The organism is Hymenobacter sp. BT730, assembly GCF_030542105.1.
Taxonomy (GTDB): Bacteria; Bacteroidota; Bacteroidia; order Cytophagales; family Hymenobacteraceae; genus Hymenobacter.
In genome coordinates this window covers 23,662-35,932 of record NZ_JAUOFB010000010.1, presented here as the reverse complement: position 1 = coordinate 35,932, position 12,271 = coordinate 23,662, and the positions used below count along the sequence as shown (strand labels likewise).

The 12,271-nt window shown below is 55.8% G+C and carries 13 protein-coding genes; 6 read left to right on the top strand and 7 right to left on the bottom strand.

What is annotated here, in order from left to right; translation table 11 throughout:
• The first annotated feature begins 455 nt into the window (after window positions 1–455).
• Genes Q4G72_RS17180 through Q4G72_RS17170 form a run of 3 tightly spaced genes read left to right on the top strand, consistent with a single transcriptional unit; the run spans window position 456 to window position 2,488 of the window.
• Window positions 456–1,397 (top strand): replication initiation protein, encoded by a 942-nt coding sequence (locus Q4G72_RS17180; RefSeq protein WP_303312663.1) that lies wholly within the window; start codon window positions 456–458, stop codon window positions 1,395–1,397.
• Between the two features lie 24 nt (window positions 1,398–1,421).
• Complete coding sequence (locus tag Q4G72_RS17175) at window positions 1,422–1,712, top strand: hypothetical protein (protein ID WP_303312662.1); 291 nt, start codon at window positions 1,422–1,424, stop codon at window positions 1,710–1,712.
• Window positions 1,709–2,488 carry a Fic family protein gene (locus Q4G72_RS17170; RefSeq protein WP_303312661.1) on the top strand — a complete coding sequence of 260 codons (780 nt, stop codon included), beginning with the start codon at window positions 1,709–1,711 and terminating at the stop codon, window positions 2,486–2,488. The genes Q4G72_RS17175 and Q4G72_RS17170 overlap by 4 nt, the downstream gene beginning before the upstream one ends.
• 37 nt (window positions 2,489–2,525) lie before the next feature.
• Here the strand turns inward: Q4G72_RS17170 and Q4G72_RS17165 are convergent, their stop codons facing one another.
• The 7 genes from Q4G72_RS17165 to Q4G72_RS17135 all read right to left on the bottom strand — a co-directional run bounded on the left by Q4G72_RS17165 (window position 2,526) and on the right by Q4G72_RS17135 (window position 7,402).
• Window positions 2,526–2,825 (bottom strand): hypothetical protein, encoded by a 300-nt coding sequence (locus Q4G72_RS17165; protein ID WP_303312660.1) that lies wholly within the window; start codon window positions 2,823–2,825, stop codon window positions 2,526–2,528.
• Between the two features lie 76 nt (window positions 2,826–2,901).
• Entirely contained in the window at window positions 2,902–3,567 is a 666-nt protein-coding gene (locus Q4G72_RS17160; RefSeq protein WP_303312659.1) for a nucleotide-binding protein, read from the bottom strand.
• A 211-nt stretch (window positions 3,568–3,778) separates the two neighbouring features.
• Window positions 3,779–4,030, bottom strand: coding sequence for a hypothetical protein (locus tag Q4G72_RS17155; RefSeq protein WP_303312658.1), 252 nt, complete (start codon window positions 4,028–4,030; stop codon window positions 3,779–3,781).
• Window positions 4,031–4,229: 199 nt separating this feature from the next.
• The gene (locus Q4G72_RS17150; RefSeq protein ID WP_303312657.1) at window positions 4,230–4,628 is read right to left on the bottom strand and encodes a hypothetical protein; all 399 of its coding nucleotides are present in this window, start codon (window positions 4,626–4,628) and stop codon (window positions 4,230–4,232) included.
• Between the two features lie 390 nt (window positions 4,629–5,018).
• Window positions 5,019–5,387, bottom strand: coding sequence for a VOC family protein (locus Q4G72_RS17145; RefSeq protein WP_303312656.1), 369 nt, complete (start codon window positions 5,385–5,387; stop codon window positions 5,019–5,021).
• A gap of 135 nt (window positions 5,388–5,522) precedes the next feature.
• Window positions 5,523–6,275 carry a LytR/AlgR family response regulator transcription factor gene (locus Q4G72_RS17140; protein ID WP_303312655.1) on the bottom strand — a complete coding sequence of 251 codons (753 nt, stop codon included), beginning with the start codon at window positions 6,273–6,275 and terminating at the stop codon, window positions 5,523–5,525.
• Window positions 6,276–6,295: 20 nt separating this feature from the next.
• Window positions 6,296–7,402 carry a sensor histidine kinase gene (locus Q4G72_RS17135; protein ID WP_303312654.1) on the bottom strand — a complete coding sequence of 369 codons (1,107 nt, stop codon included), beginning with the start codon at window positions 7,400–7,402 and terminating at the stop codon, window positions 6,296–6,298.
• Window positions 7,403–7,682: 280 nt separating this feature from the next.
• On the opposite strand from Q4G72_RS17135, the gene Q4G72_RS17130 reads away from it, so the two are divergent.
• The 3 genes from Q4G72_RS17130 to Q4G72_RS17120 all read left to right on the top strand — a co-directional run bounded on the left by Q4G72_RS17130 (window position 7,683) and on the right by Q4G72_RS17120 (window position 12,159).
• On the top strand, window positions 7,683–8,612 hold the full coding sequence (locus Q4G72_RS17130; RefSeq protein WP_303312653.1) for an ABC transporter ATP-binding protein: 930 nt from the start codon (window positions 7,683–7,685) through the stop codon (window positions 8,610–8,612).
• Complete coding sequence (locus Q4G72_RS17125) at window positions 8,609–9,430, top strand: ABC transporter permease (protein ID WP_303312652.1); 822 nt, start codon at window positions 8,609–8,611, stop codon at window positions 9,428–9,430. The genes Q4G72_RS17130 and Q4G72_RS17125 overlap by 4 nt, the downstream gene beginning before the upstream one ends.
• 137 nt (window positions 9,431–9,567) lie before the next feature.
• On the top strand, window positions 9,568–12,159 hold the full coding sequence (locus Q4G72_RS17120) for a TonB-dependent receptor domain-containing protein (RefSeq protein WP_303312651.1): 2,592 nt from the start codon (window positions 9,568–9,570) through the stop codon (window positions 12,157–12,159).
• Window positions 12,160–12,271: the final 112 nt, after the last annotated feature.

The window sequence follows — 12,271 nt, the reverse complement described above, 5'->3', positions numbered from 1 at the left end:
AAATACTGGAGTGATAGTTAGTACTCGCTATCAATTCATTAGGCCAATAAAGTATAATTAAGTATTAGAATAGTACAATCACTTAGTGCGGTTTTGGACTTTCTTGTGCCGTTTGTTTTGCTGTTTTGTGGAAGTCATTTTGATGATATACCCTCTCCCTAAAAGCTATCTTATTGTTCTTGCGCATGAGTCAACAACTTGTGTATTTTTAAGTATTTGTCTATTTGCAGAGGCGCCAACTCATTGATTATATACTAGTTACAAGCATATGCTACGACTTTTTATCAGTTAAAAACGACCTTTTATCAGTTAAAAACTACTTTTTATCAGTTAAAAACGACCTTTTATCAGCTGTATTAAAGTCTAACTACGACTTTTTATCAGTTAAAAACGCCCTATAAAAAGCATTGTAGTTTTTCGGCTCATTCCTATATTTGCTGCCTATCCCCCGTGTTATGGATCCATCTGAATCATTGGAAGTTCGGCAACACAATGCCATCACGACAGCACGATATGATTATACGGCCTGTCAGCTAGACTTATTATTCTTCCTACTATCTAAACTCCGTCGGGAAGATCATCCCAATCAGGAGTACCAAATTCATATGAATGAGGTAGTGGCTATGACGGGGAGGGAATGGCACTATAAGCAACTGCGAGAAGCAACAGAATCCATGGGTTCGCGCATGTTCGAGGTAGAGAATGAACAATCGTATGTGCAGCTCTGGATGTTTCAGAAGGTAGAGTATGTAAAGGGTCAGGGGTTTCTGCGTATTCGGCTCTCAGAAGATATCCGTCCCTATTTATTTGAGTTGAAGAATAACTTCACCTCGTTCCAGCTCTTCTCCGCCCTGAAGATTTCCAGTAAGTATGCTAAGCGTATTTACCAGCTAGTTAGCCAATGGAAAGATATCGGGGAAACCAAGACCTATGACCTGGATGAGTTCAAGCTCATGCTCAAGTTGAAAGACCCCAAAGGGAAAGAACCAGAGCAATTTCAACGCATCAGTGACTTGAAGGCCAAAGTCCTGGACATTGCTGTTCGACAGATCAATGAGAATACGGAGCTCAAGATTGGCTACACCCTGCTCAAGCAAGGCCGTTCCTTCCATGCCGTCCGCTTTTATGTTTCTAAACAAAAACCAAAGCAACTGCCCATTCCCTTTGAGGATACGCCTGAGGAGGCTAAGATTCTAATGGCCCGTCGCCACTTGGAGTCACTGGGCATTAAGGATTTGAAGCTGGTCAGCCAAATCATCAGCGATGAGAACCTCGTAAACGAGTTGTTCAAATTTATGTACCGCCTAAAGACCGACAAGATCAAAGCGGATAAGAACCCAGCAGGTCTGCTTCTTACCGTCCTCGGGCTGAAAACAGCTGCTAAAATCAGCTCATAACCACTGGTCCCCTCCTCCCCTGCTATGAATCCTCACGATCAAGAAGCTTATCGCGTACTCCGGGCCTACCTCACGCATTTAATTATCAATCCACGGGACAAAGCCCTTGACGAGGTGCCGGCGCCGCTACGGGCCAGCGTAGAAGCATTTATGCTGGGTAAAACCGTCTACCATGATGCAGCCGACCGACCAATTATCTACGCACATGACCTTGCCTCTTGGGCACACCAGGTCATTCATGTCTCAGGCTTAGAGTACCCCGTATCGCTTGCCACTGTCGACGTAGACAGCCTGCGCCAAGCCATGGCCGCATGAGTTGGGAAGAGATTGAACGACTGACTGCTTTAGTGCAGCAATTAAGCCCAATAGAGCAGATATCCCGGGAGCAGCTGAACCATGTAATGGTCTCGGCACACTCCACCATGATTGAGGGGTCACGGGTAACAGTGCAGTCGGCCTTTAACTTCTTAGTAGGCGATGAAGCCAAGGTAGATAAGAGCCTCCCATGGGAAGGCTACGACATGTTGGCAGACCATGCGCAGGCGTTGGATCTTGCCTTGGGCCTTGCAGATGAGCACCAGCTTCCCACGCCTAGTCTGCTGCAGAAACTCGCCGGCACGGTGATGCGCACTACGGGACTGAAGACCAATAGCATTCTAGGCAGTACTGATGCTAGCCGCGGCGACTTTCGTTTGGATAAGGTTTCCATCATGGGAGCAAGTTCGTTCCCAAATGCGCAGAAGGTACCTGCCTTAGTGGAGCAGCTCACCCAACAGCTCAGTACACGCATGCTGCAGGCTAGCAGCCTGCAGGAGCAGTTACATGTGGCTTTTGATGCCCATCAACAACTGGTTAGTATCCACCCATTCAATGACGGTAATGGCCGTACCTCCCGCTTACTGATGAATTATGTGGAACGCTTTCATGGCCAACCGCTAACCGTGGTCTTTCGGGAAGACAAAGCCGCGTACTTTACAGCTCTAGAGATAAGTCGGCAAACGGATAATATGACGCCCTTTCGAGAATTTATGCTCGAGCAACACGGCAAGTCGCTAAAACACCAACTAGCAACGCCTGACTTTACAACTTAATTTACAACTAAAATCACAACCTGATTCGCACGTTGAATTAGTTCTGTTTCTTATTCTCTTTGGTGATTTTCTCTTTTACCGCTGCAACAACAAAGTCGTGAATAGATATCCTGTCACGCTTGGGTAAGCTATCCTGAATGGCACGAATTTGCGCCAGTTCACTTTCGTATATTTTAAAGGTGAAGGACTTAAGCTTATCCTCATCAGGCTTCAGTTTCGCTGCAATAGGCGCCGGCGTTTCCAGAACCGATCCTCCTTTATTGATCATGTCCTGCATGGCTGTATTGGACAGCGGAGTAGGCGTAGTAGGAGGGAGGCCGAGTTTTGGTTTCTTCATGATAATTGATGGCTAAATAAGTTGTGTTATTGCTTCAATCAGAACAACTAGATTTAGTTGTAAATTAAGTTCCAAATTAAGTTTTAGAAACAGAAGCGGCCATAGCATTTTGTACGCTAGCACACAGCTCTTTAATCTCGGCCACTGCTTTTTCATCAGCAGGTTTCATTTCCAATACACCCAAACCGGATGCTGCCGCATTAGCAAAGGAGATACGATTGCCGACAGATGCTTCCAGAAATTGTAGGTATTCGGAACCTCGCAGTAATTCAGCGGCCTCTTCTCTATAAGTGCCACGGGGATCAGCTTTGTTAATGAAAGTCAGTGAGCGCAGCTGTGGATTGAATGGTGCCACCTCAGCAATCAGGTTCTCAACTTTGCGCAGTGTCCAGATATCCAGTGAGCGAGGAGCAAAGGGTACTAAGTACACATGAGAGATGGTCAGAGCAGAGCGCTGGCTAACGGTGTCACGACCACCCGTGTCAATGACGATATCATCGCACTTGGAGGCCAAGCGCTGTACCTGGGCATTGAGTTCTCGTCCTGTTACTTTGACTGTGGTATAGCCTAAGTCCCCAGTCAGCGTTTGGTGTCGGAAGGAGGTAAAGTCTGTTGATGACTCCTGATCATCGGCATCAATAAGAATGACATCTCGACCCTGTTGGAGCAAGTATACTGTCAGGTTCGTAGCAATAGTAGTCTTCCCGCTGCCGCCTTTAATGCCGCCTACCGTGTAGATCATGTTGTATTTATTGAACTTTTTTCGGTTGTAATTTTAGTTGTAAAACTAGTTGTCTTCTTGCTTCCTACCAAACAACTTTTCAATCTAAAATAATTGATCCTTATATATACTAATTTTCAGCCCTTTATATGGTTCGGGAAGGCCGATTTATCGGACCTTATCCGAAAGACACCAGCTGCTTAAATCATCGTTCTAAGATGCAGCAGCACCCTTAACAATTGGATACTTCGATAGGTGGAATCATATGGAGATAGTCATTGCCAAAATAGAGCGCCATTTCAAGACTCGAGTCCTGCTGATACAACTGCCAGGCGAACTGCTCTGCTTCTGCTAAGGATTCAAAGTGGCGATAGGGCAGGACTGCTTCCTTTCCTGCCACCTGCAAGAAAACCGTTTGGGCGTCGGCATTCATCACGTGCCCAGTAGCTCGTTGACAGATAAGTACTTTGTAGGCGGCAGTCATTCTAGTAAAATAGGTTTGCATGAAATCTACTTACGGTCGGGATTTAATACTCGAGCTTGTCACTTTATGGAAACCACCGTTTGTAAAATGTGACAAGCTGCTACCTCAAACTTATCGGATCTTAAAACAGGGTCTGAGGGGTATTTCCATACCATTATCTTCTGGCTAGCAACAAGCCTTTGGGCCAATAACTAGGCCGTTACTGCTTAAAATAGGCATTGGTATAGCCTATCTGATAGGGTAGTGGGAGTAGACGGTTCAGGCGTTGACAAAATTGATAAAAGAAAGCAACCTTCCGTTTGTAGATGGTCGTTGCTTGCACCTGCTGCCCTTTGTGAATACCGATGTAGTAGGTCATTCCATGGGTAATACCCCCCGTACGTTCGTAGCAAGGCGAAATGGCGGAAAGATAGGTGGCATCAAAGGAGGCTAATAGCCAATCACGTTGTGGAGGACTGATCCGCCGAACAAAAACCGTATCGCTTTTGGTAGATCCCTCTTCCCAGAACCGAGAGATTGTGACTTTAATAGAATCAGAGGTCACGCGCCACTCTATTTCTTCACCAAAGGAGGATTGCACCACGCGTAGCAGGCTCACGCGTTGAGGAGAGGGCTCGGCATGACCTTGTGGACACAGAAGCCAAAGAGTTAGGACAAGGAAACAGACGCCTGGAAACCTCATGCAAGCGGAGCTTAATGATACGGCCGCAAAGTACTACAGCTAAGCCGGAGGAGTGAGGCCGAGCAAAGGTGTGTTATTCCCAGGCTCGTCTGATACCTGCCATTACGTTAAGGGATAAAACCCAGAGGGAGCAGGAACTATTTTCCTCCCCTCACTGCCCCTAAAATCCTGTTTGCTCCAGGTCCCGCGTGGGTCAGGCCAACGAAGCCATACCAAGTAACTTAAAATCGCCCGTCCGTCACGCGTAGCGAGTCCCAGCCAGTCTTCTATAAGGGGAAAGCAAAGCGGCCAGCGGTAAGGCGGGTTCTATCCTTGGTTAAACTCGCCGATGTGCCACAGGTTGCCGGAAGGGTCGTGGACGAAACCCTCCTTACCCCAGGCTTCCTGCCGAATAGGCAGAAGGCGTACGCCCTCGTATTGACTGGGTAGGTCCAGGGCCGCTAGTTCCGTCCAGTACTGCTCCACATCCGCTACTTCTAAAAACAGCATGGTGTTATCCACCCAATCGGGCACGTAGGCATCCTGCAGGTAAAAGCCGACGCCCTGAAGCCCGAAATACGACATACTGGGGGAGAGAACCCGTTCGGTGAAACCGAAGGCACGGTAGAAACTGCGCGAAACGGCGAAGTCTCGGGCTCCGATAAAGGGTCGAATAGAAAGGGCTTGGGCGGGCATGTTGGCAACAGTAGAAAAAAGACACTGGCGGCAGGTGGCCAGCAGGGCAGTGCAAAAAGTCAGGGAAGCTTACATGAGCCTCGGTTCGGTGGCGGAGCGCTTATACGTCTACCTGATCGAAAGACCAGCTCAGTATTATAGTAGATTTTGGGCTCGGATGCGCAGGTTAAAGATATCGCGGTAGGTGTCCCCGATGGGCAGCAGCCGGCCGGCTACCTGCACCTTACCACGCTCCACGTGCTCGATGCGGTTAAGGGCGACAATGTAGGATTTGTGGATGCGCGCAAACCGTTCGGGGGGCAGCACTTCCTCGACGCGCAAAAAGGACTGCAGCGTCATGATTTTGCCACTTTCGGTGTACAACATCAAGTACTCTTTCTGGCCCTCAATGTAGAGGATGTCGTCAAAGGCAATGCGTTGCAGACGGTGCTCGGTTTTAACGTACATGGCATCGGGAGCAGCGGCGGAAGCGGGTGCGGCGGGCTCGGCCAGTGCCGGAGGCGGGAGGGGTAGCGGCTGGCCGGTGAACAGCGCGGTGCGCACCTTGTTCACGGCCTGCAAAAACCGCTCGAAGGCTATGGGTTTGAGCAGGTAGTCGGTAGCGCTAAGGCTGTAGCTCTCCACAGCATACTGGTGGTAGGCCGTGGTAAACACTACCCGCGGGCCGGGCCGGGGCAGGAGCTGGGCCAGTTGCAGGCCGGTGATGCGGGGCATGTGAATGTCGACAAAAGCAAGGTCAATCGGCGTATACTGCACGAAGGTCAGGGCCTCTAAGGCATCGTGAAAGCGCCCTTTCAGTTCCAGCATGGGCACCTGAGCGCAGTAGCCGGCCAGGACATCTAGGGCCAGGGGTTCGTCGTCGATAATTACGCAGGTGAGCGGGCGCATGGGCGAGGGAAAGCAGAGAATCAGACAATGTGGAGCACCATCTCCACGAGGTACTGGCCGCCTCGTTCGGTGATGGTTAAGGTATGGCGCCCGGGATACAGCAGCTCTAGGCGGCGGTGCAAGTTGGTGAGGCCTACGCCGCCGGGCTGAGCCGGCAGGAGCAGGGTGGGAGGCGCTACGGGGTTCCGCACCAAAAAGTGCAACCGATGCGGCTCGGGGAACTGCAACTCGATGGCCACCACCGGCCGGGCCGAAAGGTCGCCGTGCTTGAAGGCATTTTCCACCAGCGGGAACAGCAACATCGGGGCAATGGGGCAGGCTGTGTCGGCCACGCTGGCGGGCAGCTCAAACACGATGGCGTCGGTGGCGGCGGCCGGCAGGCGTAGGCGCTGCAAATCCAGAAAAGAGCGCAGGTGCTTGAGCTCCAGGGTTAAGGGCACAGTGTCGGCGCTGCTGTCGTAGAGCATGTAGCGCATGATTTCGGCCAAGCGCAGCACGGCTTCGGGGGTGCGGTCCGACTTCTGACTAGCCAGCGAGTAGATGTTGTTGAGCGTGTTGAACAGAAAGTGGGGGTTGACCTGCATTTTGAGTAGCGAAAGCTCGGTGAGCAGCTGCTGCTTTTCCAGCTCGCGGCGGTTGTGCTCCACCTGCAGGTAATCGCCGGTTATCTTCAGGCCCGAGCTAAAGAAGACGCCCATGAGCGCGAAAATCGTGTAGGGAACGGTGAGCCAGGGCCAGCTGGTCGTCAGCTTACTGCTCTCCTCAGCTGCGCCTTTGAGCAGCAGGGAAATGCCTAAGCGCAGGGCCACGTAAAACAGGATGAGCAACAGGACGCTTAGGATATACGCCCCAAGCCGGCTGCGGCCCAGCGTGCGCGGTATCAGCACCACCCAGTTCGTGTAAAAAACAATGGAAGCGAGCACATCGGTCAACAGGGCCCGGCGAAGCACTACGGGCCAATGAAAGGCCTCTTTCATCAGGGTGTGGTTATACACCTGCATAATGTCGCTGAGCAGCAACACCGTCAGCCACAACGCATGCACCCACCAGGGGACGCGCGCTAGTGCCGGCCCAGCGCTGAGCTGCGCAACAGCCTGGTATACCCGACGAAATATAGAACCAATCATACCAGCGGAATGCATCGGCTGGCGGCGGAGCCAAACCACTGGCAAGGTAAGCGAACGGGTGCGACTAAGGGGAGCCTTTCAATCAACACCGCGTTTTTCTCAACCAACAAGCCAGCCCCCACCCTGCGTTGCCACCAGGATGCGGGCGGGGAGTGGAAAAGGCATTGGTGGGAGGAAGTCTGCCGTTGCCGGCGCCGGCAACGGGGTTGGTTGATTACTTAAAAAACGTCCCCCTGCGGCCGGTACGTTTGTGCCAGTTCCCTCCCCATTCCCAGCCCTCATGTCCCAGCCTTCGCCGCTCATTACCACCCACGACCTGTCGTTTTGCTTCGGCCAGCGGCAGGTGTTGCACAACGTGAACCTGGCGGTGCCGCCGGCCAGCATCTACGGCTTTCTGGGGCCCAACGGCGCGGGCAAAAGCACCACGATGCGCCTGTTGCTGGGGCTGCTGCCCGCGCCGACCGGGGCCGTGCGCCTCTTCGGGCACGACCTGGCTCAGCACCGGCTGGCCTTGTTGGGAAGGGTGGGGGCCCTGATTGAAATGCCCTCCCTCTACGACCACCTCAGCGGGCACGACAACCTGGAAGTAACTCGCCGCCTGCGGGGCTTGCCCGCCGCCCGCACGCCCGAGGTACTGGCCATTGTGCAGCTTAGCACCGATGCTCACCGGCCGGTGCGCGAGTACTCGCTGGGCATGCGCCAGCGCCTCGGCTTGGCCCTGGCTCTGCTGCCCGAACCCAAGCTGCTGCTCCTCGACGAGCCGACCAACGGCTTGGACCCCAGCGGTATTATGGAGATGCGTGAGCTGCTGCGGCACCTGCGCCAGGACCTGGGCAAAACCATTCTCATTTCCAGCCACCTCATCAGCGAAGTAGAGCGGCTGGCCACCCATGTGGGCGTTATCCGCCAGGGGGAGCTGGTGTTTCAGGGCCCGCTGGCCGAGCTGCAGCGCCTGGAGCACCGCCCGGCGCAGGTGGTTATCGAAACCGACGACGCGGCCACCTGCCGCAACCTGCTGCCCCTGGACCTGGGCGCGGCCACGGTGCTGGCCCCCGGCACGCTGGCGCTGCCTTATCAGTCCCCGGAGCAAATGGCCTACCTGGCCCAGCAGCTGGTGAGCGCGGGCCAGCCCCTCTACAGCCTGCGCCGCGAGCAGGCCAGCCTCGAACAAACCTTCCTCGACATCACCGAAACCACCCAACGCGCATGAACGCTGCCTTTCCTGCTCTGCAAATGCCCAGCCCCGGCGCCCAGCTGCGCCGCTCCTTTTCATCAGACTTACTCAAGCTGCGGGGGACGGCCGCCCTATGGCTTACGCTGCTCAGCGGCGCCTTCCCGGTGGCTTTGTCGCTGCTCATTTACTACTTCAAAGGCCAGTATTTGCTCAAGCCCGGCCAGAACCCCTGGCAAGCATACGTGCTGCAAAGCTGGCAAACGGCCTCCGGCCTGTTGCTGCCGCTGTTCGTGGTGCTGCTCACCAGCCTGCTGTTGAACATCGAGAACAAGGCCAGCGCCTGGAAGCATCTGTATGCCCAGCCCGTGGGCCGGGGAGCATTGTTTGCCAGCAAGCTGGGCCTGCTGCTGGGCCTGAACGCCTTGGCCCAAGTGGTATATGCAGGGCTACTGGCGGCCTCGGGTCTGCTGCTGGGGCTGCTACGGCCGGAGCTCCACTTTCTCGACCACGCGCTGCCGCTCGGACCCCTGCTGGTTCTGCTGGGGCATACTTTCGTGGCAACCCTAGGCCTGCTGGCCATTCAATTTATTGCCAGCCTGTGGTGGCGCTCGTTTGTGGCGCCGGTGGCCCTGGGACTAGGCGCCACCATTGCTGCCCTAACCCTGATGCGCTGGGAATACATCAGTTGGGTGCCTTATGCGGCACCCCTGCTTTCGCTGCGCGCCATCGCCCACACCCAATCGGCGCTGGCGGTGAACGGGGCGCTGGCTGCTTCGGAATGGCGGTCGCTGGGTTGGTTTGCCGTGGTGCTGACCCTGGGCTACGGGCTGCTGCGCCGCCGACACGAGGCCTGAGGCAACCGCGCGCTCCGCATCGATACACTTTTTAGCACCTGAATCATTCGCGGGAAACCGGCCCGCCTGCTGTTTCCCTTTCTGCCCTTTCATCTCCCCTTCTCATTCGGCTTTTCTCGCCGGTTTTCTGCAATACGATGAAACACCTTTTCCTTCCGCTGCTGGTGCTTGCTGGCCTGGTAACCCATGAAGTCGCCGCTCAGGCTCCCGCTACAGCTCCCGCCGCCCGGCCAACCGGCGCGGCAGCTCCGGCTCTGGTAACCCTGCCCACCCTGCGCGGCAACGGCCGTATCAGCGGAGTGGTGGTGGACGGTGCCACCAAAAAGCCGGTGGAGTACGCCACCGTGGCCCTGCTGCCCGCCAACGGCGACAAGCCCGTAGACGGCACCGTGGCCGATCACCAAGGGCGCTTCGCCCTGAAGGGTCTGGCGGCTGGCGCGTACCGCCTACAGATGAGTTTTATTGGCTACGGCAGCCTCACGCAGCCCGTGACCCTGGCCGAAGGCAAAATAAGCCTGGACCTGGGCACCGTGGCCCTGACGCCCGTCTCCCAGCAGCTGAACGAGGTGACGGTAACCGGCGAGCGGCCCGTGGTGGAAAGCAAGCCCGACCGCCTGGTGTACAACGCCGTGCAGGACAACACCAACAAGGGCGCCACCGCGGCCGATGTGCTGCGCAAGGCCCCCATGGTGAGCGTGGACCCCGACGGCAACCTGCAGCTGCGCGGCTCCGGCAACGTGCGCGTGCTCATCAACGGCAAGCCCTCGGCCGTGGTGGCCGGCGACATTGCCACGGCCCTCAAGCAGCTGCCCGGCGACCAGATTAAGAGCGTGGAAGTCATTACCTCCCCTTCGGCCAAGTACGACGGCGAAGGCTCGGCCGGCATCATCAACATCGTGCTGAAGGAAAACAATCTGCAGGGCGTGAACGGCAACGTGGGCCTGGCCGTGGGCACGCGCAACTCCAACGGCAACTTCACCCTGAACGCCCGCAAAGGGAAACTGGGCGTGACGGCAGGCCTGAACGCCTTTTCGTTCTACGCCCCCGGCGACCAGGAAGTAGACCGCATCGACCGGGGCGTGCGCGCCCAGGTAGTTGGGCAACCCGGTCAAACTATAGAAACCACGGGGCGCCTGTATCAGCGCAACGATGGTAAGGGCATGGGCGGGGGCGGCCAGGGCCGTATCGGGCTGGAGTATGAGCCCGCGCCCAACCACGCCCTCAGCCTGAGCTTGAATTCCGCCCTGTTCGGGAACCGCTTCGACATCGATATCAACAATCGTTACACCCTCGACCAGGGCCAGCCCACGAGCACGAGCCCGCTGTTTGGCAACTACACCCGCGAGCAGACGATGGATGCTACCAACCGCAGCTACGACCTGCTGGGCTCCTACACGCGCAGCTTCGGCGCCAACAGCCGCCGCGAGTGGACCGTGCTGGCCCAGCACAGCCGCAACCGCAACCAGCGCGACTACGACGTGACGCAGTTTCCGCTCGTCAACCCTGATTTCAACAACCCGCAGTACCGCGAGGAAAGCCCCAACATCGCCCGTAACCTCGAAAGCACCCTGCAAACCGACTACGTGCATCCCATCAGCGAGAAACAAACCGTGGAGGTGGGCGCCAAGATGATTCAGCGCACCGTGTTCAGTGACTACGAGGTGTTCCGCACCAACCTGAGTACCGGCGTATTCGAACTCGAACCCAGCCTGACCAACAACTTCGACTACGACCAGGACGTGCTGGCCGGCTACGCCACCTTCACTACCAGCCTGGGCAAGAAATACACCGCCCGGCTGGGCGCCCGCGTGGAGCGCACCGACCTGCGCGGCAACTTCCAGAACCAGGACGACGAGTTCCGCCTGACCTACACCAACGTGCTGCCCAACGTGGCCCTCACGCACAACCTCAAGCAGCCGGGCTCCTCGCTGCGAGCCACCTACTCGCGCCGCATTCAGCGCCCCAGCATCTTCTACCTCAACCCGTACCGCAACGAGTCGGACCCGCGCAACATCTCGCAGGGCAACCCCGAGCTGGACGCCGAATTTACCGACAACTACGAGCTGAACTGGAACACCTTTGCCAAGGGCACCAGCATCAACGTGTCGGTGTTTTCGCGCCAGACCAACAACGCCATCGAGCGGGTGTACACCACCGACGAAAACGGCCGGGTGCTGGCCACCTATGGCAACGTGGCCCGCAACCAGACCTACGGCCTCAACCTGTTCGGTTCGGCCAAGCCCCTGCCGAAATGGGACATCAGCGGCAACATCAGCGCCTACTACGTGTACCTGAGCAGCAAGACCCTGAACACCAGCAACCGCGGCGTGGTGTATTCGGCCAACATCAACTCGGGCTACAAGCTGGGCAAGGGAATTAGCTTCCAGATGTTTGCTATGCTCAACTCGCCGCGCATTCAGCTGCAGGGCACCAGCTCGCCCTGGCAAATGTACTCCCTGGGCCTGCGCAAAGACCTCTGGAAAGGCAAAGGCGACCTGACCCTGAACGCGGACAACCCCTTCAGCTCCTACGTCAAGCTGACCAACGATTTCGACACCGGCCAGTCCGTGTCCACCAACACCACCTATGTGTACAACCGCGGCGTGCGGGCCGCCTTCAGCTACCGGTTTGGCAAGCTGGAAAACAAGCCCAGCCGCCCCAAGCGCAGCATCCGCAACGACGACCAGAAACAAGGCGAAGGTGGAAACGGCCAAGGTGGCGGCAACTAGTGGATGTTAAAATGATAGCAAACTAAGGGGCATGTGTTGCCCCTTAGTTTGCGCTTTTTCCAGTAGTGGGCGCGTTTAAGACCTCACTGTGGCTGTTACAGAACTCGCCTAA